This is a genomic window from Streptomyces sp. NPDC093071 (genome assembly GCF_044754545.1).
Classification (GTDB): domain Bacteria; phylum Actinomycetota; class Actinomycetes; order Streptomycetales; family Streptomycetaceae; genus Streptomyces.
Map to the genome: position 1 here is coordinate 1,026,873 of NZ_JBIVPH010000002.1, position 21,933 is coordinate 1,048,805.

A 21,933-nucleotide genomic window follows, 5' to 3' on the forward strand; every position below is an offset into this window, starting at 1 on the left:
GGGGGCGGCCGGGAACGGTCGGGCGTCCGTATGGTCTCACGCGGTATGACAACGTTGTCCAGGCCCTATGCTCGTGCGGAGTCCGAAAGACGGCCCGGCCACGGCGGGGTCCCGACACGACGGAGGAGCCGCAGACCGTGGCCGACACCGCCCACCGCCCCGAGCACCGCTACGGCAACCGGCCCACGATGAAGGACGTCGCCGCCAAGGCGGGCGTGGGTCTGAAGACGGTGTCCCGGGTGGTGAACGGCGAGCCGGGCGTCACCCCCGACACCGAGCGGCGGGTGCAGGAGGCCATCGAGGTCCTCGGCTTCCGGCGCAACGACAGCGCGCGGGTCCTGCGCAAGGGCAGGACCGCGACCGTCGGCCTGGTCCTGGAGGACCTCGCCGACCCCTTCTACGGTCCGCTGAGCCGGGCGGTCGAGGAGGTCGCGCGGGCGCACGGGGCCCTGCTGATCAACGGGTCGAGCGCCGAGGACCCCGACCGGGAGCAGGAGCTGGCGCTCGCGCTGTGCGCGCGCCGGGTCGACGGCCTCATCGTCATCCCGGCCGGGGACGACCACCGGTATCTGGAGCCCGAGATCAGGGCGGGCGTCGCCACGGTGTTCGTCGACCGTCCCGCCGGGCGGATCGACGCCGACGCGGTCCTCTCCGACAGCTTCGGCGGGGCGCGCGAGGGCACGGCCCATCTGATCGCGCACGGCCACCGCCGGATCGGCTTCGTCGGCGACCGCCCGCGCATCCACACGGCGGCCGAGCGGCTGCGCGGCTACCGCGCGGCGATGGAGGACGCGGGGCTCCCGGTCCGGGAGGAGTGGGTCTCGCTGGGGTCGACCGACCCGGAGCGGGTGGACGCGGCGGTACGGGGGATGCTGGCCGCGCCGGAGCCGGTGACGGCGCTGTTCGCGGGGAACAACCGGGTGACCGTCACGGCGGTCCGGGCCCTCGCGGGACGGGCCCGGCCGGTGGCCCTGGTCGGCTTCGACGACATCGAGCTGGCCGACCTCCTGGGCATCACGGTCGTCGCGCAGGACGCCGCCGCGCTCGGCCGGACGGCGGCGGAGCGGCTGTTCCGGCGCCTGGAGGGGGCCGACGGGGCGCCGGAGCGGGTGGTGCTCGGCACGACGCTCCTCGCCCGGGGCTCGGGCGAGGTCGCGCCGCCGGCCGGCTGACGCCCCGCCACGGGCCGCAGGGCCCCGGCCGGGAGGCGGTCGTCCGGTTACTCGGCCGAGGCCGTGAGGTCGCCGCGGCGCGGGGCCGCGAAGCGGTCGAGGTCGGCGCGGGTCAGGCCGGTGAGGGCGTCGACCTCGGCGGTGTCGAGGGCGCCGCAGTCGATGCCGCGCAGCAGGTAGGAGCTGAGGGCCTTGGCGGTGGCCGGCTCGTCCATGACGTCGCCGCCCGCGTGGTTGGCGTAGGCGGAGAGGCGCTTGGCGGCGGTCTCGAAGCCCTCGCGGTAGAAGGCGAAGACGGCGGCGTACCGGGTGGGGATGTGGCCGGGGTGCATGTCCCAGCCCTGGTAGTAGGCGCGGGCGAGGGCGCGGCGGGTGAGCCCGTAGTGCAGGCGCCAGGCCTCGTGGACGTGCTCGGTGGGGCCGACCGGCAGGACGTTGGTGGAGCCGTCGGAGACGCGGACGCCCGTACCGGCGGCGGCGACCTGCATGATCGCCTTGGCGTGGTCGGCGGCCGGGTGGTCGCTGGCCTGGTAGGCGGCGGAGACGCCGAGGCAGGCGCTGTAGTCGAAGGTGCCGTAGTGCAGTCCGGTGGCGCGGCCCTCGGCGGCGCCGATCATGCGGGCGACCGCGGCGGTGCCGTCGGCGGCGAGGATGGCCTGGCTGGTCTCGATCTGGATCTCGAAGCCGAGGCGGCCGGCGTCGAGGCCGTGGGCCTTCTCGAAGGCCTCCAGGAGGCGGACGAAGGCGGTGACCTGCTCGGGGTAGGTGACCTTGGGGAGGGTGAGGACGAGTCCCTCGGGGAGGCCGCCGTGCTCCAGGAGGCCGGTGAGGAAGACGTCGGTGGTGCGGATGCCCCGGTCGCGTACGGCGGCCTCCATGCACTTCATCCGGATGCCCGTGTACGGGGCGGCGGTGCCCGTCGCGTACGCCTCGGAGATCAGCCGGGCGGCGCGGGCCGCGTCGTGGTCCTCGTCGTCGCCGCCGTAGCCGTCCTCGAAGTCGACCCGGAGGTCCTCGATCGGCTCGCGCTCCAGCTTGGCGCGCACGCGGCCGTACACGTCCTCGGCGAGGTCGTCGGAGAGGCCGAGGACGGCGGCGAAGGAGGCGGCGTCGGGGGCGTGTTCGTCGAGGGCGGCGAGGGCCCGGTCGCCCCAGGAGCGGACGGTGCCGGCGTCGAAGAGGTTGCCGGGGACGTAGACGGTGTGGACGGGCTGGCGGGTGCCGGGGTCTCCCGGGTAGCGGCGGTCCAGCTCGGCGTCCACCGCGGCGAGGGAGGCGCTGATGCCCTCGCTGACCGTGCCCGCGAGGCTCGTCGACACCTTCTCCTGCTGACCCATCCCACTACCCTCCTGTTTTCCGCTGCACGGAATCAACAATCCGTATGGCGAAGTTAACGGGCGGCCGGAGCTGAGTCAATGGGTGTCCGAAACGACCGGGGGCCGCACGGTGAGAGTTCACCGTGCGGCCCCCGGTCCGACAGAACCGCAGGTCAGCCCTTGCGGGTCTTGACCTCTTCGGTCAGCTGCGGGACGACCTCGAAGAGGTCGCCCACCACGCCGTAGTCGACGAGCTCGAAGATCGGCGCCTCGGCGTCCTTGTTGATCGCGACGATCGTCTTGGAGGTCTGCATTCCCGCGCGGTGCTGGATCGCGCCGGAGATGCCGGACGCGATGTACAGCTGCGGCGAGACCGACTTGCCGGTCTGGCCGACCTGGTTGGCGTGCGGGTACCAGCCGGCGTCCACCGCGGCGCGGGAGGCGCCGACGGCCGCGCCGAGCGAGTCGGCGAGGGCCTCGATGACGGCGAAGTTCTCGGCGCCGTTGACCCCGCGGCCGCCGGAGACCACGATCGCGGCCTCGGTCAGCTCCGGGCGGCCGGTCGACTCGCGCGGGGTGCGCGAGGTGACCTTGGTGCCGGTGGCCAGGGCACCGAAGGAGACCGACAGGGCCTCGACGGCGCCGGCGGCCGGGGCGGCCTCGACGGGGGCCGAGTTCGGCTTGACCGTGATGACCGGGGTGCCCTTGGAGACGCGGGACTTGGTGGTGAAGGAGGCGGCGAACACGGCCTGCGTCGCCACCGGGCCCTCGTCACCGGCCTCCAGGTCCACGGCGTCGGTGATGACGCCGGAGCCGATGCGGACCGCGAGACGGGCCGCGATCTCCTTGGCCTCGGCCGAGGAGGGGACCAGGACGGCGGCCGGGGAGACGGCCTCGTAGGCGGCCTGGAGGGCGTCGACCTTGGGGACGACGAGGTACTCGGCGAACTCGGGCGCGTCGGCGGTCAGGACCTTGACCGCGCCGTGCTCGGCGAGGGCCGGGGCGGTGTCGGCGGCGCCGTTGCCGAGCGCGACGGCGACCGGGTCGCCCAGGCGGCGGGCGAGCGTCAGCAGCTCCAGGGTGGGCTTGCGGACGGCTCCGTCGACGTGGTCGACGTAGACGAGGATCTCAGCCATGGAAATTCAATCTCCTGCGAAGGTGAGGGGGAGGTCTGAGCGGCTCGCGCGAGTCGCCGGACGGGCGTCCGGGTCGCGCGGCTGAAGCCTTAGATGAACTTCTGGCTCGCGAGGAACTCGGCGAGCTGCTTGCCGCCCTCGCCCTCGTCCTTGACGATCGTGCCGGCCGTGCGGGCCGGACGCTCGGTGGCGGAGTCGACCGCGGTCCACGCGCCCTCCAGGCCGACCTCCTCGGCCTCCAGGTCGAGGTCGGAGAGGTCCAGGGACTCCACCGGCTTCTTCTTGGCGGCCATGATGCCCTTGAAGGACGGGTAGCGCGCCTCGCCCGACTGGTCCGTCACGGAGACGACGGCCGGCAGGGAGGCCTCCAGCTGCTCGGAGGCGGCGTCGCCGTCACGACGGCCCTTCACGACACCGTCCTCGATCGAGACCTCGGAGAGCAGCGTGACCTGCGGGACGCCCAGGCGCTCGGCCAGGATCGCGGGCAGGACGCCCATGACGCCGTCGGTGGAGGCCATGCCGGCAATGACCACGTCGTAACCGGTCTTCTCGATCGCCTTGGCGAGCACCAGCGAGGTGCCCATGACGTCGGAGCCGTGCAGGTCGTCGTCCTCGACGTGGACGGCCTTGTCGGCGCCCATCGACAGCGCCTTGCGCAGCGCGTCCTTGGCGTCCTCGGGGCCGACCGTGAGCACGGTGACCTCGGCGTCGTCCGCCTCTTCCGCGATCTGCAGGGCCTGCTCGACCGCGTACTCGTCGAGCTCCGACAGCAGGCCGTCGACGTCGTCGCGGTCCACCGTCAGGTCATCGGCGAAGTGCCGGTCGCCGGTGGCGTCGGGCACGTACTTCACACAGACAACGATCCTCAAGCTCACGCCGGCTCTCCTACTGCATCGTCATAACTGGGCTGCCTTGTTGCTCGCAGCATAGGCGCCTGAAGGGCGGGTTTCCGGTCGGGGCGCCGGACGCCCCGTCCAAAATATTACTCGCCAGTACACCCAGTTCGTTACCACTGAGCAAGCGCTCAGCCGTGTGACCTTGCCAACGCGCGGAGAGCGGCGCGCGCGGGAACTCTCAGTCGCGCAGCGCGTTGAAGCGCCCGTGGTGGTAGAGGAGCGGCCGGCCCGCCCCGTCCGGGTCGCCCGCGACCGCCTGCGCGATCACGATCCGGTGGTCCCCGGCGGGCACCCGGGCCACCACGCGGCACACCAGCCAGGCGAGGACGTCGTCGAGCACGGGCACGCCCTCGGGGCCGACGCTCCAGCGGGTCCCCCCGCCGAAGCGGTCGGCGCCGCTGCGCGCGAAGGTGGCGGCCAGCTCCTGCTGGTGCTCGCCGAGTATGTGCACCCCGATGAACTCGGCCTCGGAGAGCACCGGCCAGGAGGAGGACGCGGTGCCCACGCCGAAGGAGACCAGCGGCGGTTCGGCGGCGACGGAGTTGAGCGAGGTGGCGGTGAATCCGACGGGGCGCTCGCCCTGTGCGGTGACGACCGCGACGCCGGCCGCGTGCCGGCGGAAGACGGAGCGGAGTAGATCGGGAGAGGCCTGCCGGGGCGCGCCGATCGTGGGAACGGTGCGGAGCTCGGGCGAAACCGTCATGGAATTGTCCTTCTGCGAGGGCGGCATGGAGGAGTCCTGGGGTGGGTCAGACGCCCGGACAGCGCGCGCTCGCGTTGCGGGCCAGGTCCACGTGGGCCCGGCCGTAGAGAAGGAGTTCCAGAGTCACCCCGTCAGGGTGACGATCGGTGGCGGTTGCAGTCAAGTGCGTACCGCGATGTGGGAGGAGCGTCACCGTGCGGGCCGGGCGGGGTTTCGCCGCGCGGATCGGGGGAAGCGCCGCCGTACGGGCCGGAGGGCGTACGGCCGCGCGGGCCCGGGAAGGTGTCACTGCGTCAGACCGCCCGTCCCAGGGCGGCGATGACGTCCGCCCTGCGGGGCTGTCCGGCGGCCCGGCGGACGACGCGGCCGGTCCGGTCGAGGACGAGCACGGTGGGGGTGCGGGCGATGCCGAGCGCGCGTACGAGGTCGAGCCGTTCCTCGGCGTCGATCTCGACGTGTCCCACGCCGGGCACCATCGCGGCGACCTCGGCGAGGGTGCGGCGGGTGGCCCGGCAGGGCTGGCAGAAGGCGGTCGAGAACTGGACGAGGGTGGCCCGCTCCCCCAGTGCGGCGCCGAGCGCCTCCGGTCCCAGGACCTCGCTCATCGCTCTCCGTTCCCCTCCGCGTCCGCGCGCGCCCGTCCGGCGCGTCACGGGATACAGCGTCGCGGGGCGGGCATTCGATTCCCGTTCCGGCCGTCGCTAGTGACGAGAATCTCCCCTCACGACGGCGCTCAGGCTGGTCACAGCGTCCCTCATGGGGCACGATCTGCCCAAAGCCGAAAACCTACGGCCGCGTAACTTCGCCGGGAGAACCCTCCCCGGACAAGCAGGAAGAAGGGGTTCCTCTCCGATGGCAGAACTCGTCTATCGGCCGGTCGTCGGCGCCGCTCTGACCATGTTCAAGGCGCTGGACCTGAAGATCGACACGCAGGGTTCGGAGCACATCCCGCGGACCGGCGGAGCCGTCCTGGTCAGCAACCACATCAGCTACCTGGACTTCATCTTCACCGGTCTCGCCGCGCTGCCGCAGAAGCGCCTGGTGCGCTTCATGGCGAAGGACTCGGTCTTCCGGCACAAGGTCTCCGGTCCGCTCATGCGCGGCATGAAGCACATCCCGGTGGACCGCTCGCAGGGCGAGCACGCCTACAAGCACGCCCTGGAGTCGCTGCGGTCCGGCGAGATCGTCGGCGTCTTCCCGGAGGCGACCATCTCCCAGTCCTTCACGCTCAAGGGCTTCAAGACGGGCGCGGCGCGCCTCGCGCAGGAGGCGGGCGTCCCGCTGATCCCGATGGCGCTGTGGGGCACCCAGCGGGTCTGGACGAAGGGCCGGCCGCGGAACTTCAGGCGGAGCCACATCCCGGTGACGATCCGCGTCGGCGAGGCCGTGGAGGCCCCCGCCGACCAGTACGCGGGCGCGATCACCCGGCGGCTGCGCGAGCGCGTGCAGGAGCTCCTGGAGGCCGCGCAGCGCGCCTACCCGGTCCGTCCCAAGGACGCGGCCGACACCTGGTGGGTGCCCGCGCACCTCGGCGGTACGGCTCCGACGCCGGCGCAGGTCAAGGAAGCCTGACCGGCCCGAGCGCGGCGGGGAGCGTCCGCTCCAGGTGCGCCCGGTCGCGGGCGGCCCTCAGGGCCGCCAGGACGGTCGGGTGGGGCTCGGCGTGGAGCAGCGGGTAGTCCACCTCGCCGAGCTCCGGCCGCACGGTCCTGACGAGGCTCTCCGGCCCGAGGGAGAAGCGGGTGTCGACGCCCGGCGCGTTGCCCCTCGGGTCCTGGCGGGCCCACTTCCGCTCCCCCGGCAGCAGGACGGCGGCGAGGCCGTGCACCACGTGGTGAGACCCGTCGTCGTCGGTGAGCCGCTGGTAGCAGAGGGCGGCCGGGATGCCCCGGGCCCGCAGGAGCGCGGCGTACGCGACGGTCTTGGCGTAGCAGATGCCGGTGCGCAGCTCCAGGACGTCGGAGGCGCGCCAGGTGACGCGGGGGTCGCCGGAGTCCATGGAGTGCGGGATCTCGTCCCGTACGTACGCGAAGGCCGCCTCGGCGTACGCGTACGCGCCGGGGTGCCCGGCGGAGAGGCGGTCCGCCGTCTCCCGTACGACCGGGTGCTCGTGGTCGACGGCCTCGCCCGCGCTCAGGTAGGCGTCGACGTCGGGGTCCTGCTGGATGGGTTCCATGCGGGACGACCCTAGAAAGACGGCCGGACGGAGTCAATGACTTTCCGTCCGGCCGTATATTCATGCAGCCCGAGTCAGCGGGCCAGCTCTTCCTTCAGCGCCTGGAGGAAGGCGTCCACGTCGTCCTCCGTGGTGTCGAAGGCGCACATCCAGCGCACGTCGCCGGCGGCCTCGTCCCAGAAGTAGAAGCGGAAGCGCTCCTGGAGCCGGCGGCTCACCTCGTGCGGGAGGCGGGCGAAGACCGCGTTGGCCTGGACCGGGTAGAGGATCTCCACCCCGTCGAGGGCGCGCACCCCGGCCGCGAGGCGCTGGGCCATCGCGTTGGCGTGGCGGGCGTTGCGCAGCCACAGGTCCTTCGCCAGCAGGGCCTCCAGCTGTACCGACACGAACCGCATCTTCGACGCGAGCTGCATGGACAGCTTGCGCAGGTGCTTCATGTGGCTGACCGCGTCGGGGTTCAGCACGATCACGGCCTCGCCGAAGACCATCCCGTTCTTGGTGCCGCCGTACGAGAGCACGTCGACGCCCACCGCGTTGGTGAACGCGCGCATGGGCACGTCGAGCGAGGCGGCGGCGTTGGCTATCCGCGCCCCGTCGAGGTGGACCTTCATGCCCTTGGCGTGGGCGTGCTCGGTGATCGCGCGGATCTCGTCCACCGTGTAGACGGTGCCCAGCTCGGTGTTCTGGGTGATCGAGACGACCTGCGGCATGGCCCGGTGCTCGTCCTCCCAGCCCCAGGCCTGCCGGTCGATCAGCTCGGGGGTGAGCTTGCCGTCCGGGGTCGGCACGGTGAGCAGCTTGAGGCCGCCCATCCGCTCCGGCGCGCCGCCCTCGTCCACGTTGATGTGGGCGGACTCGGCGCAGATGACGGCGCCCCAGCGGTCGGTGAGCGCCTGGAGGGCGGTCACGTTGGCCCCGGTGCCGTTGAAGACCGGGAAGGCCTCGGCGCCCGGACCGAAGTGGCTGTGCACGATCCGCTGGAGGTGGTCGGTGTACTGGTCCTCGCCGTAGGCGACCTGGTGGCCTTCGTTGGCGAGGGCGAGGGCCGCGAGGACCTCGGGGTGGGCGCCGGCGTAGTTGTCGCTGGCGAAGCCCCGGACCGACGGGTCGTGGTGACGACGTGCGTCGGTCCTGGGGCCGAGGGCCGCGGTCACGGCTTGGGGGTCAGCCACAGACGCTGTCCATTCACTTCCTGGGCGGACTTGTCCCACAGGCCGGCGATCTCTGCGGCCAGGTCGTCGACGTCGGTGAAGCCCGCGAACTTCGCGTTGGGGCGCTCGGCGCGCATCGCCTCGTGCACCAACGCCTTGATCACCAGGATCGCAGCCGCCGCCTGCGGGCCGTCGTCGCCCCCCAGCTTGCGGAAGGAGTCCGCCATGGCGAGGGCCCAGGCCTCGGCCGCGGCCTTGCCCGCGTTGTACGCGGCGTTGCCCGCGACCGGCTTGTGGGCGCCGGACTGGCTGATCAGGGCGTAGCGGCCGCGGCCGCCCGCGCGGAGCAGCGGGTCGTGGAAGGCGAGCGAGGTGTGCTGGACCGTGCGGATCAGGAGCTTCTCCAGGAAGTCCCAGTCCTTGAGCTCGGTCTCCGTGAAGGAGGGGCTGCCGCGCCAGCCGCCGACGAGGTGGACCAGACCGTCGATCCGGCCGAACTCGCCCTCGGTCTTCGCGGCCCAGTCGCGGGTGGCGGCCGGGTCGAGCAGGTCGACGGTGTCGCCGACGACCGTGGCGCCGCCGTGCGCGTAGCGGGCGGCGTCGACGGCCTCCGCGAGGCGGGCCGGGTCCGCGTCGGACGCAACGACGGTCGCGCCGGCCTCGGCGAGCCGCAGCAGCGTGGCGCGGCCCGCGGGGCCGGCCGCACCGGCGACCGCGATGACGGCGCCGTCGAGCGGCCCGCCGTTTCCTTCGGCGTTCATGGACACCGTCTCCTCCGTGCGCTCGGCGTTCCCCGGTCCTTCGGCAGGAGCGCTCACGCGGCGGCCCGCTCGGTGCGCGGGGCGCCGGTGGCGGTGATCCCCTTGGTGTCGGCGATCACGCCCTTCAGCTTCTTGGCGAGGGCCTCGAAGAACATGCTGAGCGGAAACTCGTCCGGAAGCACGTCGTCGACGAGCTTGCGCGGCGGCAGGGACAGGTCGAGGGCGTCGGGACCCTTGGCCCACTTCGAGCCCGGGTGCGGGGCGAGGTAGGTGGAGACCAGCTCGTACGCCTTGAACCAGTGGACGAGCTTGGGGCGGTCGATGCCGTCGCGGTAGAGCTTCTCGATCTCGGCGCAGAGCTGGTTGGTGACCTGGGGGGCCCGCTCCCAGTCGATCTTGAGCGTGTTGTCCGTCCAGCGCACCACGTCGTGCTTGTGGAGGTACGCGAAGAGGAGCTGGCCGCCGAGGCCGTCGTAGTTGCGGTTCCGGTCGCCGGAGAGCGGGAAGCGGAACATGCGGTCGAAGAGGACGGCGTACTGCACGTCACGGCCGTGCGCGTTGCCCTCGGCCTCCAGCTTCACGGCCTCCTTGAAGGCGGTGAGGTCGCAGCGGAGCTCCTCCAGGCCGTACATCCAGAAGGGCTGGCGCTGCTTGATCATGAAGGGGTCGAAGGGCAGGTCGCCGTGGCTGTGGGTGCGGTCGTGGACCATGTCCCAGAGCACGAAGGCCTTCTCGCAGCGCTCCTGGTCGTCGATCATCGCGGCGACGTCGGCGGGCAGCTCGATGCCCAGGGTGTCGACGGCGGCCTCGGTGACCTTGCGGAAGCGGGCGGCCTCGCGGTCGCAGAAGATGCCGCCCCAGGTGAAGCGCTCGGGGGCCTCGCGGACGGCGATGGTCTCCGGGAAGAGGACGGCCGAGTTGGTGTCGTACCCGGCGGTGAAGTCCTCGAAGGTGATGCCGCAGAAGAGCGGGTTGTCGTAGCGGGTGCGCTCCAGGTCGGCGAGCCACTCGGGCCAGACCATGCGGAGCACGACGGCTTCCAGGTTGCGGTCCGGGTTGCCATTCTGCGTGTACATCGGGAAGAGCACGAGGTGCTGGAGCCCGTCGGCGCGGTCGGCGGCCGGCTGGAAGGCGAGCAGCGCGTCCAGGAAGTCCGGCACCGCGAAGCCGCTCTCGGCCCACTTGCGCAGGTCGGCGACGAGGGCGCGGTGGTAGGCGGCGTCGTGCGGGAGCAGGGGGGAGAGCTGCTCGACCGCGGCGACGATCCGGTCGAGGACCAGCTCGACGAGGGAGCGGGCGGGGGCGCCCTCGGCCTCGAAGTCGATGGATCCGTCCGCGCGCTGCCAGGCGCGGATCTCCTCCACGGCATTCTTGAGCTCGGGCCAGGCCGGGTGGTCGATCACCCGGGCGTCGGTGGATATCGCCTCACCGGTCACGTCCTGCACAAGAATTTCCGTCATGCCTCTTCCTCCACAGGAGAACCTTGCGTCAAGACACCGTAATCACCGGTGCTTCCTTCCCACAAGGGGAGCAAGAGAAAATCTCCTGTTGAACCCCCCTGAAGACAGAAGTTTTTCCTGTCGTCCAGGGGGAAGGCCACGCTTCCGCCCTTCAGGTCCGTTCGAGTGCGTCCGGTGCGCCCGGGCCCTCCGGACCCGGGTTCACACCAGCGGCTTGATCAGCAGCTCGAACTCCAGGTCGTCGCGCTGGGGCAGGCCGAAGCGCTCGTCGCCGTAGGGGAACGGCGTCGTCCGGCCGGTCCGCCGGTAGCCGCGCCGCTCGTACCAGGCGATCAGCTCCTCGCGCACGGAGATCACCGTCATGTGCATCTCGCGCACGTCCCACAGCTCGCGCACCCGGCGCTCGGCCTCGGCGATGATCCGCTTGCCGAGACCCGCGCCCTGGAGCTCGGGGCGGACGGCGAACATCCCGAAGTAGGCGGCCTCGCCCCGGTGCTCCAGCTGGCAGCAGGCGACGGTCTCGCCGTCCCGCTCGACCACCAGGAGGCGGCTGCCGGGGGCCGTGATCACGGCGGCCACGCCCTCGGGGTCGGTGCGCTGCCCCTGGAGGATGTCCGCCTCCGTGGTCCAGCCGGCCCGGCTGGCGTCGCCCCGGTAGGCCGACTCCACGAGCGGCACGAGGACGGGGACGTCCTCCAGGACCGCTTCGCGGTAGCTGATCCGGCCGGTCTCCTGGGACGTGGCGGTCTCCATGTACGGGGCTCCCCTCGGGCGTCGACGATCGGCGTGCGCGATCGTCCCGAGCCTAACGCGCGCACCTTTCGCTCCCCCTCGTACGCCTGTGCGCAACCGTGCGCCCGCGTACCGCTCGGGAGGGGCGGGCATCCCTCCCCGGAGGGGACGGCGTCGAGGGGGAGGTGTGCCGTGCACGGACCGGCTCTGTCCGGGTGGTTGCTGGTCGCCCTGTGCGCGGTGACGGGCGCGTACTGCCTGCTGCGGATGCGCGCGTGCGCCGGGCAGGAGCGGCGGGCCTCGAGCGGCGAGGCGGTGATGGGGTTCGGGATGGCGTTCATGGCGCTGCCCGCGGCGGTCCTGACGCCGCCGGGGTGGAGCTGGGCGGTGTACGCGGCGGTGTTCGGCGCGACGGCGCTGCACGGCCTGCTCGCCGTCCGGCACGGCGCCCACCATCTGCACCACCTGGTGGGCTCGCTCGCCATGGTCTACATGGCGGTCGCGATGGCGGCCCCCGGCGCGCCGGGGGCGCACACGGGGCACATGACGGCGGGCGCGGGGGGCATACCCGTGCTCACGGGCGGGCTCCTCCTCTATTACGCGGTGTACGTGCTGCGCGCGGGGGCGCGGCTGGTTCCGGTGGCGGCCTCGGCGGGTGCCCCCGCGCCAGTGGGTGGAGCGGGCCGGGTGAGCCGGGCGGGCGGACCGGAGATGACCCTTGCCTGCCGGCTGTCGATGGCGCTGGGCATGGTGGCGATGCTCGTGACGCTCTGAGGGGACGGGAGCCGGGGGCGGAGGCAGGCCGGGTGCCGGGAGAGCCCAGGGGCCGGGGGCAACGAAACCGTGGCGTACGTCACTTGCTCCCCGCGCCCGTACCCCCGACCCGTACCGCGCTCATAGGCTGGCGTCATGTGGGTCTCCCTCGCGCTGTTCCTGCTCGGCCTCCTGACCGCCCTCGTGGCCCCCCGGCTGCTGTCCAGGGCGGACTGGGTCGAGCGAGAACCCGTGGTGGCCCTGTGGGTCTGGCAGTGCGTGGTGGCCGCCGTCCTGCTGAGCTTCGCGCTCTCCATGACGTTCAGCGCGTCGGCCGCCTGGCAGGCCGTGCGCGGGCAGGTCTTCGCGCCCGCGCCGAGCGCCGTGATCGAGGCGTACGAGCTCGGCACGACCGGCCCCTGGTCGGCGGTGCTCGCGGTGGTCCTCGCGGCCGGCGGGGTGTGGTCCGGGGCGATGCTGGGCCGGGAGATCGGCCGGGCCCGCGCCCGCCGCCGGCAGCGCCGCTGCGACCTGCTCGTCCGCGCGCCCCTGATGCCCGGGGAGGAGCCGGGCGGCGAGCGCCTGGTGGTCCTGGAGGGCGAGCGGGCGGACGCCTGGTGGCTGGCGGGGCCCACGCCCCAGCTGGTCATCACCACGGCGGCGCTGCGCCGGTTGAAGGGGCGTCAGCTGGACGCGGTCCTGGCGCACGAGCAGGGCCACGCACGGGCCCGGCACGACTGGCTGCTGCACTGCTCGGCCGCGCTGGCCGCCGGTTTCCCCGGGGTCCCCGTCTTCACGGCCTTCCGCGAGGAGATGCACCGGCTCGTCGAGCTGGCCGCCGACGACGTGGCCTCGCGCCGGTTCGGGCGGCTGACGATCGCGCTCGCGCTGGTCGAACTGAACGAGGACCGCGGGGTGTTCGGCCCCGGCCCGGCCCCGGACGCGGGCCTGCCCCAGCGGGTGAACCGCCTCCTGACCGCGGCGCCCCGGCTCACCGCCGGACGCCGGCTGCGCCTGACGGCGGCCGCGTCCCTGGTGCCCGTGGTCCCGGTGCTCGTGGCCTTCGTCCCGGCCCTCCGCGCACTGGGCTAGGTCCTGTCCCGCCGGACGCCCCGAGAAGCGCGCGGGGCGTGTGAGGGATCATGCGGGGCCGATCCTGGGGCAGGATCGGCCCATGCGCTCCTCCGCCGTGGTCTCCGGAGTCCTGTCCGCCCTGCTGCTCGCGCTCGTCGCCGCGGGATGGTCGCCGCTGCTCTCCTTCGACCGGTCGGTCGCCGAGGAACTGCACCGCAGCGCCGTCGCCCACCCCGGCCTCACCCGGGTCAACCGCGTCCTGAGCGACTGGGTCTGGGACCCGTTGACGATGCGCGCCCTGGCCGCCGGCACCGCGGTGCTGCTGTGGTGGCGGAGGGAGCGGCGGCTCGCCCTGTGGGTGGTCGGGACCAGCGCCCTCGCCGTCCTGCTCCAGCAGGGCCTGAAGGCGCTCGTCGGGCGGGAGCGGCCCCGGTGGCCCGATCCGGTCGACTGGGCGCACTACGCGGCCTTCCCGTCCGGGCACGCGATGACGGCGACGGTCACCTGCGGGCTGCTGCTGTGGGTCCTCGCGCTGCACTGGCGGGAGGAGTGGCGCGGCTGGGGCGTGCTCGCGACCGCCGCGGTGGTGTCGGTGCTCGGAGTGGGGTGGACGCGGACCTACCTGGGCGTCCACTGGCCCTCGGACGTCGTCGGGGGCTGGCTGCTCGGCTGGTTCTGCGTGGCCGTGGCGATCCTCGCGTACCGCCGGAGCGAACGGCGGGGCGCGTCGGCCGTCTCCGGGACCGAGGGGACCGAGAGGACCGATGGGGCCGACGGAGGCAGCGGGAGCAGCGGAGCGGGGGAAACGCGCTGAAGCCGTCTGTTCTGGACGATCCCCCGTGTCGCCCAGAACAGACGGCGTCCCCGGCGGTCCGCCACGGAGGCAGGCCGACGGGATGCGCCGAGTATATTGGCCGGCAGCCAGTCAACGCAGGAGTCCAGCATGTCCCCGCGTAGCCCATCGGTCAATGAAGAGCTTCGGCGCCGGTCGCGGGAGCGCATTCTGCAGGCCACCGTGGAGCTCGTCGACACGCGGGGCTACGAGGCGACCACGCTTGGCGACATCGCGGAACGGGCGGGTACGGCACGGGGGCTGGTCTCGTACTACTTCCCGGGCAAGCGGCAGCTGCTCCAGTCGGCGGTGCACCGGCTGATGCACCTCACCCTGGAGGCCGCGCTCGCGCGCGAGCCGCGCACGGGGGACGGCCGGGAGCTGCTCGCCCGCGCGATCGACGCCATCCTGGGGCTCGCGGTGGAGCGCCCGACCCTGATGCGGACCCACATGGCGGGCATCCTGCAGGCCGAGGGCTTCGTGCGGTGCGAGGAGCAGCAGCGCCTCGCCTTCCTGCTGCGCGACACGGTCGAGCGGTACGGCTCCGAGGACGTGGACACGGACTATCCGCTGCTGCGGGCCCTGCTGATGGGCGCGGTGGTGGCGGTGCTGCTGCCGGGGGCCCCGATGCCGTGGACGCGGCTGCGGTCGGAGCTGTTCGCCCGGTACGGGCTGGACTGGGAGCTCGGCGTGCCGCCGGACGGGGGTCCGCCCGACGGCACGCCGTCGCTCAGGTCGCCGACGGGCCCCGAGGGCCGCGACGGGCCGGATCAGTCGAAGTAGTCCGGCTGCGTCTGGACATTGAGCTCGTCGAGACGGACCCGCTTCGCGGGATCGGTGAGGCGGTCGGAGATCTTGAGGACGTCGAAGCCCTTGGCGATGTCGTTCGAGTAGATGTGGCCGTTGTAGTAGTACGCGGACCACGAGCCGCCGACCGACAGGGTGGTGTCGGAGAGCGGGCCCCGCTCGAAGTAGGCGATCTCCCTCGGCTTGGCCGAGTTGGTGAAGTCCCAGACGGAGACGCCGCCCTGGTACCAGGCCTGGACCATGAGGTCCTTGCCCTTGACCGGGATCAGGGAGCCGTTGTGGGCGACGCAGTTCTCGGTGGCGGCCTGGTGGCGCGGGATCTTGAAGTAGCTGCGGAAGACGAGCTTGCGCTTCTTGCCCTTGCCGACGATGTCGTAGATGCCGTCGGCGCCCCGGTTCGGGCCGACCTCGGCGTTGCAGGTGGCCGCGCCGCCGCCGCCGAGCTCGTCGGTGAAGACGACCTTGTTCGCCTTCAGGTTGAAGGTCGCGGAGTGCCAGAACGCGAAGTTGACGTTGTCCTGGACGCGGTCGATCACCCGGGGGCGCTCGGGGTCCGAGATGTCGAAGAGGATGCCGTCGCCCATGCAGGCGCCGGCCGCGAGGTCCTCCTCGGGCAGCACGGTGATGTCGTGGCAGCCGGTGGTCTTGGAGACGCCCGGGTTGGTGGGGGCGCCGGGGTTGCCGCCGCCGTCCGGGCCCTCGCCCGGGAAGAGCACGGGGAAGCCGACGAGCTTGGCCTTCTGGGGCGCCTTGCGGGGCACCTTGATGACCGAGATGCCGTCGTGTGGGGGCTGGCAGTCCGGGAACGCGGCGCCGGGGCCGTACGAGGAGACGTAGATGTACACGTCCTTGCGCTGCGGCACGATCGTGTGGGTGTGGGAGCCGCAGGCGGTCTCGACGGAGGCGACGTACTTCGGGTTCCTGATGTCGCTGATGTCGAAGATCTTCATGCCCTCCCAGGACTCCTTGACCGTGGCGGGCTGGGTGGTGCTCGCGCAGGAGTCGTCGCTCCGGGAGGAGTCGGTGGAGAGGAAGAGCAGGTCCCCGGAGACCGAGATGTCGTTCTGGGAGCCGGGGCAGAGGACCTGGGCGACGGTCTTCGGGGACTTCGGCCTGCTGATGTCGAAGATCCGGAAGCCGTCGTAGTTGCCGGCGAAGGCGTACTTGCCCTGGAAGGCGAGGTCCGTGTTGAGCCCCGGCAGAGCGTCCTTGGGGATGTTCGCGAGGTGCTCGATGTTCCGGGTGTGGACGATCTCGTCCACGCCGGGTATGTCGCCGCTCCGGATCGCGGAACGCGCGTCGGCCGCCTGCTCCGAGGAGACCGTGGCCCGCGCGGGCGCGTCTCCGGGGTCGGGGGTGGCGGCCACCGGCCCGGCGGCGAGCAGCGTGGCCAGCAGTCCGGCCGCGGCGGATGCCACGCCCAGGCGTCTGATCCGTCCGCGCGGGTCGCGCGCGGCGGTCGTGGTACGCGGGGTACGCAACGAAGTCACTCCGTCCTCCCTGGTGTCCGTTCAGTCTTGAACGGGTGTTGGACCCCGGCAGTATCTTCCTTGCCGTGCACATCTCAACAGATGGCAACACAGACGTAATGAAGGATTCTGATCGGTCCCCCGGAGAAAAGTGCTAGGAACGGTCTCTGTCCCCGCGAGAAAACCTGGAGGTCGCGTTGTTGATCCGCCGTCAGCGTGCCGTCGTCGCCGTGGCCCTGTCCGCCGTCGTCGTACTCGCCCTGGGCGCCTGCGACTCGGCGCCGGACGAGGGCGCTCCGCAGGCGGCCTCGACCGGGGGGACGGTGATCGCGCCGGGGAAGCCGGGTGAGCCGGCCCGGCGGGTGAGCCCCGAGGAGGCGGCCCGGCTGCTCCCCGACGAGAGCCCGAACGGCGCGGACTTCCGGTACGTGCAGATGATGATCGTGCACCACCGCCAGGCCCTGACGATGACGGAACTGGCGCCGGACCGGGCGGAGTCCGCCGGGGTCAGGAAGGTCGCCGAACGGATCTCGGCCGCGCAGAAGCCGGAGATCGGCGCGATGGAGGGGTGGCTGAAGAGCAACGGCGGGCCGCGCGAACAGGGGGCGCACGACCACCACGCGATGCCGGGCATGGCCACGGAGGCCCAGCTGGCCGAGTTGCGGAAGGCCCGGGGCAAGGCCTTCGACGCGCTCTTCCTGAAGCTCATGATCACGCACCACCAGGGGGCCGTGACGATGGCGGCGGAGTTGCTGGGCGCGGGCAACAACGGCCTGGTGGAGGAGATGGCGAACGACGTGATCGCCCAGCAGACGTCGGAGATCAACCGGATGCGGTCGCTATAGGGACGGCGCCTCCCCTCACGATCGCCGGCCCCCCCACGGCCGCCGGGCCCTCACGATCGTCAGACCGTCGCGGCCGTCAGGCCGTCGCGCCCCCGCCCTCCCCCGCCTTCTCGCGGTCCGCCTGTGCCGTCGCCGCCGCGAGGACGGTGTCGAGGAGGCCGGGGAAGAGGGCGTCGAGGTCCTCCCTGCGCAGGACGTTGAGCTTGGCCGTTCCCCGGTACACCTGCCGGACGACCCCGCTCTCGCGCAGCACCCGGAAGTGGTGCGTCGTCGTGGACTTGGTCACCGGGAGGTCGAAGTACGAGCAGCTCAGCTCGGTGTCCTCGCGCGCCATGTCCCGCACGATCCGCAGGCGCACGGCGTCCGCGAGCGCGTGCAGCACCTCTTCGAGGCGGATCCGGTCGCGCGCGGGGTGTTCGAGGACGCGCGGGCTGGCGGTGGTCGTCATGGCGGCGGCTCCACTTCTCCGGGAAGACGTCCATTGTACGAGGGACCTCGTAGTTTGACAGGTGCCGTACTACGGCGGGTATCGTACGAGTGTCTTCGCGGCACCCCGAAACCCAGGCACCCCGAAACGGAGTCCGTCATGAGCGTCGCCCTGTTCGAGTCCTACACCCTGCGGTCCCTGACCTTTCCCAACCGGGTCTGGATGGCGCCCATGTGCCAGTACTCGGCGGAGCCGACCGGCCCGGACGCGGGTGTCGCCCGTGACTGGCACTTCGCCCACTACGCCGCCCGCGCCACCGGTGGCGCCGGACTGATCCTGGTCGAGGCGACCGCCGTCGCCCCCGAGGGCCGCATCAGCCCGGCGGACCTCGGGCTCTGGAACGACGCCCAGACCGAGGGGCTGCGGCGGATCGCCGGCTTCCTCAAGGAGCACGGCACCGTTCCGGGGATCCAGATCGGTCACGCGGGGCGCAAGGCCTCCACCAACCGCCCCTGGGAGGGCCGCGGGCCCGTCGCGCCCGGCGGTGACGGCTGGCAGCCCGTCGGCCCCAGCCCGGTCCCGTTCGACGAGGGCCACCCGGTCCCGACCGAGCTGACCGAGGAGCGGATCCGGGAGATCACCGGGCAGTTCGCGGACGCGGCCCGTCGCGCCCTGGACGCCGGGTTCGAGGTGATCGAGGTGCACGGCGCCCACGGCTACCTCATCGGCGAGTTCCTCTCCCCGCACAGCAACCACCGCACGGACGCGTACGGCGGCTCCTTCGAGAACCGGACCCGTCTCGCCCTGGAGGTCGTCGACGCGGTGCGGGCCGTGTGGCCCGAGGAACTGCCCGTCTTCTTCCGGATCTCGGCCACCGACTGGCTGGAGGAGCAGGGCTGGACGGCCGACGAGACCGTACGGTTCGCCGCGCTGCTCCGCGAGCACGGCGTGGACCTCCTCGACGTCTCCAGCGGCGGCAACGGCGGACCGGCCCGCATCCCGGTGGGCCCCGGCTACCAGGTGCCCTTCGCCGCCCGCGTCAAGGCGGAGACCGGGCTGCCCGTGGCCGCCGTCGGCCTCATCACCGAGAGCGGGCAGGCCGAGAAGATCGTCGCCAACGGCGAGGCCGACGCGGTCCTGCTCGGCCGCGAGCTGCTGCGCGACGCCTCCTGGCCCCGCCGCGCCGCCCGCGAGCTGGGCGCGGAGGTCGACGCGCCGGCGCAGTACGCCTGGGCGATCTGACCGGGTCCCACGGGCCCGGGGCGCGTCCGGGAGGCGTTGTCAGTGGCCGGGTGCAGACTGGCCACATCCGTGACAAGGACGTCCTGGAGGTGGCAGTCATGACCGACGTACTCCTCGCCGTGGGAACCCGCAAGGGCCTCTTCATCGGCCGCAGGCACGACGGGCGGTGGGAGTTCGACGATCCGGCGTTCCCCGCCCAGGCGGTGTACTCGGTCGCCGTCGACACCCGGGGGCCGGCCCCGCGCCTGCTCGCCGGCGGGGACAGCGCCCACTGGGGCCCGTCCGTCTTCCACTCCGACGACCTCGGCCGGAGCTGGACCGAGCCGGCCCGGCCGGCCGTGCGGTTCCCCGCGGACACCGGGGCCTCCCTGGAGCGCGTCTGGCAGCTGCACCCGGCGCCGGAGCACTCCCCCGGCGTGGTGTACGCGGGGACGGAGCCGGCCGCGCTCTTCCGGTCGGCCGACGGCGGCGAGTCCTTCGAGCTGGTCCGGCCCCTGTGGGAGCACCCGACCCGCTCGCGGTGGGTGCCCGGCGGGGGCGGCGAGGCCGTGCACACCGTGGTCACCGACCCCCGCGATCCCGAGGCGCTCACGGTCGCGGTGTCGACCGCCGGGGTGTTCCGCTCGCGGGACGGCGGAGCGGCGTGGGAGCCGTCCAACGAGGGCGTGTCGGCGGTGTTCCTGCCGGACCCGCACCCCGAGTTCGGGCAGTGCGTCCACAAGATCGCGCAGGACGCGGGCGATCCGGACCGGCTCTACCTCCAGAACCACTGGGGCGTCTTCCGCAGCGACGACGCGGGCGCCGCCTGGTCCGACATCGGCTCGGGGCTCCCGTCCGACTTCGGGTTCGCGGTCGCCGCGCACCCCCACCGGCCCGGCACCGCCTACCTGTTCCCCATCACGGCCGACTCCGACCGGGTCCCGGCGGGCCGCCGGTGCCGGGTCTACCGCACGACCGACGCCGGGGAGACGTGGGAGCCGCTATCGGCCGGGCTGCCCGGGGGCGACCACTACGGCACGGTGCTGCGGGACGCGCTGTGCACGGACGACGCGGACCCGGCGGGCGTCTACTTCGGCAACCGGAACGGCGAGTTGTACGCGAGCGAGGACGACGGGGACACCTGGCGGCTCCTCGCCGAGCACCTGCCGGACGTGCTGTGCGTCCGGGCGGCGGTGGTCTGAGGACCGCCGCCCGCGCGGGAGGTCAGGGCAGGCGCCAGTCCACCGGCTGCGCGCCCAGGCCGAGCAGGAGTTCGTTGGCGCGGCTGAAGGGCCGGGAGCCGAAGAAGCCCCGGTCCGCCGACATCGGGGAGGGGTGCGCGGACTCGACCGCCGGGAGGCCGTTCAGGAACGGGCGGGTGTTGCGGGCGTCGCGGCCCCACAGGATCGACACCAGGGGCTTGCCCCGGGCCGCGAGGGCGCGGATCGCCTGCTCGGTGACCTCCTCCCAGCCCTTGTCCCGGTGGGCGCCGGGCTTGCGCGGGGCCGTGGTCAGCGCCCTGTTGAGCAGCAGGACGCCCTGGCGGGTCCAGGGGGTCAGGTCGCCGTTGGACGGCCGGGGCAGGCCCAGGTCGGTGTGCAGCTCCCGGAAGATGTTCTCCAGGCTGCCGGGCAGGGAGCGGACCTCGGGCGCGACCGCGAAGCTCAGTCCGATCGCCATCCCGGGCGTGGGATACGGGTCCTGACCCACGATCAGGACCCTCACGTCGTCGAAGGGCTGCTGGAAGGCCCGCAGGACGTTCGGCCCGGAGGGGAGGTAGGTCCGGCCCGCGGCGATCTCGGCGCGCAGGAAGTCCCCCATCGCCGCCACCCGTCCCGCGACGGGGCTCAGGGCCTCCGCCCAGCCGGGCTCCACCAGTTCGTTCAAAGGTCGCGCTGTCACGGCCCGTCACTCTACCGGCCTACAGTGACAACGGGCCCGGACGTCCGCCCGGCCCCTCCCCTCCCCGTACGAGGACGGTGCACCTTGGTCTCCGCGAACGCCCCCTCCCACGGTCCCGGCGACCTCGTCGTCGGTGTGGACTCCGGCGGTTCGGGGCTGCGGATCGCCCTGGCCGACGCCGCGACCGGTACGGTCCTCGGCTCCCGCGCCTCGCGCGAGCCGGTGCGGACCGGGCCGGGCGGGATCTCCGCCGCCCACTTCCTGGAGCAGGTCCTGCCGGCCGTACGCGACCTGACCGGGCCCTTCGGCGGACGGCCGGTGCTCGCCGCGGCCGTGGGCGCCGCCGGCATGGCGACCCTCGGGGACGAGCTGCGGGCCGGACTGCCGGGCGCGCTCGCGGAGGCGTGGGGGGTGCGGCGGCTCGCCCTCGCGGCCGACGCGGTCACCGCGTACGCGGGGGCGCTCGGGCAGCGGCCGGGCGCGGTCGTCGCGGGCGGCACGGGGATGATCGCGCTCGGCACGGACCTGGCCGCCTGGCGGCGGGCCGACGGCTGGGGGCACCTCCTGGGCGACTGCGGCGGCGGCGCCTGGATCGGCCGGGCCGGTCTGGAGGCGGCGATGCGGGCGCACGACGGGCGGCGCGGCGGTTCGGCGGCGCTCCTGGACCGGGCCGAGAAGCTGTTCGGACCGGTGACGGGCCTTCCCGGAATGCTCTATCCGCGGACGGACCGGCCCGCGGTGCTCGCCTCCTTCGCGCCCGAGGTGGGGCACTGCGCCCCGGAGGACCCGGTGGCGGCGGACATCCTCGCGCGGGCCGGGACGCACATCGCGGAGGCGGCCGGGGCCGCGTGCCCGGCCAGGGCGGGGGCGGTGGTGGCGCTGACCGGGGGGCTGTTCCGGATGGGAGACCCCCTGCTCGTCCCCCTGCGGGCCGCGCTCGGGGAGCTGCTCCCGCACGCCCGGACGGTGGAGGCCGCCGGGGACCCGCTGGCCGGGGCGGTCGCGCTTGCGTCGGCGCTCGCCGCCGGGACGCTCCGGCTGCCGGAGGACCCGTCGCTGCTCCGGCTGTTCGGCCCCGGGCCCGTATAGCGGGGACATCC

23 protein-coding genes are annotated in these 21,933 nt (G+C 73.1%); 10 read left to right on the forward strand and 13 right to left on the reverse strand.

Annotation, left to right across the window (positions count from 1 at the left end):
* Nucleotides 1-137 precede the first annotated feature (137 nt).
* Nucleotides 138-1,172, forward strand: coding sequence for a LacI family DNA-binding transcriptional regulator (locus ACIQD7_RS10095; RefSeq protein WP_121832097.1), 1,035 nt, complete (start codon nucleotides 138-140; stop codon nucleotides 1,170-1,172).
* 47 nt (nucleotides 1,173-1,219) lie between these two features.
* Here the strand turns inward: ACIQD7_RS10095 and ACIQD7_RS10100 are convergent, their stop codons facing one another.
* From ACIQD7_RS10100 to ACIQD7_RS10120, 5 genes are all read right to left on the reverse strand, one after another.
* Nucleotides 1,220-2,509: a DUF6986 family protein gene (locus tag ACIQD7_RS10100; protein ID WP_402441196.1), complete on the reverse strand. Its 1,290-nt coding sequence runs from the start codon at nucleotides 2,507-2,509 to the stop codon at nucleotides 1,220-1,222.
* A 152-nt stretch (nucleotides 2,510-2,661) separates the two neighbouring features.
* Nucleotides 2,662-3,624 carry an electron transfer flavoprotein subunit alpha/FixB family protein gene (locus tag ACIQD7_RS10105; protein WP_402441198.1) on the reverse strand — a complete coding sequence of 321 codons (963 nt, stop codon included), beginning with the start codon at nucleotides 3,622-3,624 and terminating at the stop codon, nucleotides 2,662-2,664.
* 89 nt (nucleotides 3,625-3,713) lie between these two features.
* On the reverse strand, nucleotides 3,714-4,499 hold the full coding sequence (locus ACIQD7_RS10110) for an electron transfer flavoprotein subunit beta/FixA family protein (RefSeq protein ID WP_121832092.1): 786 nt from the start codon (nucleotides 4,497-4,499) through the stop codon (nucleotides 3,714-3,716).
* Between the two features lie 199 nt (nucleotides 4,500-4,698).
* A complete protein-coding gene (locus ACIQD7_RS10115) occupies nucleotides 4,699-5,223 on the reverse strand; it encodes a flavin reductase family protein (RefSeq protein ID WP_121832090.1) in 525 nt (174 codons plus the stop codon).
* Nucleotides 5,224-5,516: 293 nt separating this feature from the next.
* Complete coding sequence (locus ACIQD7_RS10120) at nucleotides 5,517-5,828, reverse strand: thioredoxin family protein (protein WP_121832088.1); 312 nt, start codon at nucleotides 5,826-5,828, stop codon at nucleotides 5,517-5,519.
* A gap of 247 nt (nucleotides 5,829-6,075) precedes the next feature.
* Here ACIQD7_RS10120 and ACIQD7_RS10125 point away from each other — a divergent pair, with 247 nt between their 5' ends.
* Complete coding sequence (locus ACIQD7_RS10125) at nucleotides 6,076-6,795, forward strand: lysophospholipid acyltransferase family protein (RefSeq protein ID WP_402441201.1); 720 nt, start codon at nucleotides 6,076-6,078, stop codon at nucleotides 6,793-6,795.
* Here the strand turns inward: ACIQD7_RS10125 and ACIQD7_RS10130 are convergent.
* From ACIQD7_RS10130 to ACIQD7_RS10150, 5 genes are all read right to left on the reverse strand, one after another.
* Nucleotides 6,782-7,399 (reverse strand): transglutaminase family protein, encoded by a 618-nt coding sequence (locus ACIQD7_RS10130; protein WP_402441203.1) that lies wholly within the window; start codon nucleotides 7,397-7,399, stop codon nucleotides 6,782-6,784. The two genes, ACIQD7_RS10125 and ACIQD7_RS10130, sit on opposite strands and share 14 nt — an antisense overlap.
* 74 nt (nucleotides 7,400-7,473) lie before the next feature.
* On the reverse strand, nucleotides 7,474-8,553 hold the full coding sequence (locus ACIQD7_RS10135; protein ID WP_121832082.1) for a low specificity L-threonine aldolase: 1,080 nt from the start codon (nucleotides 8,551-8,553) through the stop codon (nucleotides 7,474-7,476).
* Complete coding sequence (locus ACIQD7_RS10140; RefSeq protein WP_402441205.1) at nucleotides 8,550-9,311, reverse strand: SDR family NAD(P)-dependent oxidoreductase; 762 nt, start codon at nucleotides 9,309-9,311, stop codon at nucleotides 8,550-8,552. Before ACIQD7_RS10140 ends, ACIQD7_RS10135 begins: the two co-directional genes overlap by 4 nt.
* Before the next feature lie 53 nt (nucleotides 9,312-9,364).
* Nucleotides 9,365-10,771, reverse strand: coding sequence for a DUF6421 family protein (locus ACIQD7_RS10145; protein ID WP_402441207.1), 1,407 nt, complete (start codon nucleotides 10,769-10,771; stop codon nucleotides 9,365-9,367).
* A 201-nt stretch (nucleotides 10,772-10,972) separates the two neighbouring features.
* A complete protein-coding gene (locus ACIQD7_RS10150; protein WP_390755936.1) occupies nucleotides 10,973-11,524 on the reverse strand; it encodes a GNAT family N-acetyltransferase in 552 nt (183 codons plus the stop codon).
* 171 nt (nucleotides 11,525-11,695) lie between these two features.
* On the opposite strand from ACIQD7_RS10150, the gene ACIQD7_RS10155 reads away from it, so the two are divergent.
* The 4 genes from ACIQD7_RS10155 (at nucleotide 11,696) to ACIQD7_RS10170 (ending at nucleotide 14,945) form a co-directional block, all read left to right on the forward strand.
* Entirely contained in the window at nucleotides 11,696-12,277 is a 582-nt protein-coding gene (locus ACIQD7_RS10155) for a DUF5134 domain-containing protein (RefSeq protein ID WP_402441209.1), read from the forward strand.
* 135 nt (nucleotides 12,278-12,412) lie between these two features.
* Complete coding sequence (locus ACIQD7_RS10160; RefSeq protein WP_121832072.1) at nucleotides 12,413-13,348, forward strand: M56 family metallopeptidase; 936 nt, start codon at nucleotides 12,413-12,415, stop codon at nucleotides 13,346-13,348.
* An 82-nt stretch (nucleotides 13,349-13,430) separates the two neighbouring features.
* Nucleotides 13,431-14,144, forward strand: a complete 714-nt coding sequence (locus ACIQD7_RS10165; RefSeq protein WP_402441211.1) for a phosphatase PAP2 family protein — start codon at nucleotides 13,431-13,433, stop codon at nucleotides 14,142-14,144.
* Nucleotides 14,145-14,273: 129 nt separating this feature from the next.
* Complete coding sequence (locus ACIQD7_RS10170; protein WP_402441213.1) at nucleotides 14,274-14,945, forward strand: TetR/AcrR family transcriptional regulator; 672 nt, start codon at nucleotides 14,274-14,276, stop codon at nucleotides 14,943-14,945.
* Here the strand turns inward: ACIQD7_RS10170 and ACIQD7_RS10175 are convergent.
* Entirely contained in the window at nucleotides 14,933-16,459 is a 1,527-nt protein-coding gene (locus ACIQD7_RS10175) for a hypothetical protein (RefSeq protein WP_161372004.1), read from the reverse strand. The genes ACIQD7_RS10170 and ACIQD7_RS10175 overlap by 13 nt on opposite strands.
* A gap of 179 nt (nucleotides 16,460-16,638) precedes the next feature.
* Here ACIQD7_RS10175 and ACIQD7_RS10180 point away from each other — a divergent pair, with 179 nt between their 5' ends.
* On the forward strand, nucleotides 16,639-17,283 hold the full coding sequence (locus ACIQD7_RS10180; RefSeq protein ID WP_402441391.1) for a DUF305 domain-containing protein: 645 nt from the start codon (nucleotides 16,639-16,641) through the stop codon (nucleotides 17,281-17,283).
* Between the two features lie 76 nt (nucleotides 17,284-17,359).
* On the opposite strand, the gene ACIQD7_RS10185 is transcribed toward ACIQD7_RS10180, so the two are convergent.
* Nucleotides 17,360-17,731 (reverse strand): ArsR/SmtB family transcription factor, encoded by a 372-nt coding sequence (locus ACIQD7_RS10185; protein WP_402441216.1) that lies wholly within the window; start codon nucleotides 17,729-17,731, stop codon nucleotides 17,360-17,362.
* Between the two features lie 138 nt (nucleotides 17,732-17,869).
* Here ACIQD7_RS10185 and ACIQD7_RS10190 point away from each other — a divergent pair, with 138 nt between their 5' ends.
* Nucleotides 17,870-18,952 carry an NADH:flavin oxidoreductase/NADH oxidase gene (locus ACIQD7_RS10190; RefSeq protein WP_402441217.1) on the forward strand — a complete coding sequence of 361 codons (1,083 nt, stop codon included), beginning with the start codon at nucleotides 17,870-17,872 and terminating at the stop codon, nucleotides 18,950-18,952.
* Between the two features lie 98 nt (nucleotides 18,953-19,050).
* A complete protein-coding gene (locus ACIQD7_RS10195; protein WP_402441218.1) occupies nucleotides 19,051-20,133 on the forward strand; it encodes a WD40/YVTN/BNR-like repeat-containing protein in 1,083 nt (360 codons plus the stop codon).
* Between the two features lie 22 nt (nucleotides 20,134-20,155).
* On the opposite strand, the gene ACIQD7_RS10200 is transcribed toward ACIQD7_RS10195, so the two are convergent.
* A complete protein-coding gene (locus ACIQD7_RS10200) occupies nucleotides 20,156-20,833 on the reverse strand; it encodes a uracil-DNA glycosylase (RefSeq protein ID WP_121832056.1) in 678 nt (225 codons plus the stop codon).
* 84 nt (nucleotides 20,834-20,917) lie between these two features.
* On the opposite strand from ACIQD7_RS10200, the gene ACIQD7_RS10205 reads away from it, so the two are divergent.
* A complete protein-coding gene (locus ACIQD7_RS10205; RefSeq protein ID WP_402441219.1) occupies nucleotides 20,918-21,922 on the forward strand; it encodes an N-acetylglucosamine kinase in 1,005 nt (334 codons plus the stop codon).
* The last annotated feature ends 11 nt before the right edge of the window (nucleotides 21,923-21,933 follow it).

Coding starts and splice junctions, on each gene's coding strand:
- ACIQD7_RS10195 (WP_402441218.1), top strand. CDS start 19,051: ATGACCGACGTACTCCTCGCCGTGGGAACCCGCAAGGGCCTCTTCATC.
- ACIQD7_RS10160 (WP_121832072.1), top strand. CDS start 12,413: ATGTGGGTCTCCCTCGCGCTGTTCCTGCTCGGCCTCCTGACCGCCCTC.
- ACIQD7_RS10140 (WP_402441205.1), bottom strand. CDS start 9,311: ATGAACGCCGAAGGAAACGGCGGGCCGCTCGACGGCGCCGTCATCGCG.
- ACIQD7_RS10130 (WP_402441203.1), bottom strand. CDS start 7,399: ATGGAACCCATCCAGCAGGACCCCGACGTCGACGCCTACCTGAGCGCG.
- ACIQD7_RS10120 (WP_121832088.1), bottom strand. CDS start 5,828: ATGAGCGAGGTCCTGGGACCGGAGGCGCTCGGCGCCGCACTGGGGGAG.
- ACIQD7_RS10145 (WP_402441207.1), bottom strand. CDS start 10,771: ATGACGGAAATTCTTGTGCAGGACGTGACCGGTGAGGCGATATCCACC.
- ACIQD7_RS10125 (WP_402441201.1), top strand. CDS start 6,076: ATGGCAGAACTCGTCTATCGGCCGGTCGTCGGCGCCGCTCTGACCATG.
- ACIQD7_RS10150 (WP_390755936.1), bottom strand. CDS start 11,524: ATGGAGACCGCCACGTCCCAGGAGACCGGCCGGATCAGCTACCGCGAA.
- ACIQD7_RS10165 (WP_402441211.1), top strand. CDS start 13,431: ATGCGCTCCTCCGCCGTGGTCTCCGGAGTCCTGTCCGCCCTGCTGCTC.
- ACIQD7_RS10190 (WP_402441217.1), top strand. CDS start 17,870: ATGAGCGTCGCCCTGTTCGAGTCCTACACCCTGCGGTCCCTGACCTTT.
- ACIQD7_RS10170 (WP_402441213.1), top strand. CDS start 14,274: ATGTCCCCGCGTAGCCCATCGGTCAATGAAGAGCTTCGGCGCCGGTCG.
- ACIQD7_RS10100 (WP_402441196.1), bottom strand. CDS start 2,509: ATGGGTCAGCAGGAGAAGGTGTCGACGAGCCTCGCGGGCACGGTCAGC.
- ACIQD7_RS10105 (WP_402441198.1), bottom strand. CDS start 3,624: ATGGCTGAGATCCTCGTCTACGTCGACCACGTCGACGGAGCCGTCCGC.
- ACIQD7_RS10115 (WP_121832090.1), bottom strand. CDS start 5,223: ATGACGGTTTCGCCCGAGCTCCGCACCGTTCCCACGATCGGCGCGCCC.
- ACIQD7_RS10185 (WP_402441216.1), bottom strand. CDS start 17,731: ATGACGACCACCGCCAGCCCGCGCGTCCTCGAACACCCCGCGCGCGAC.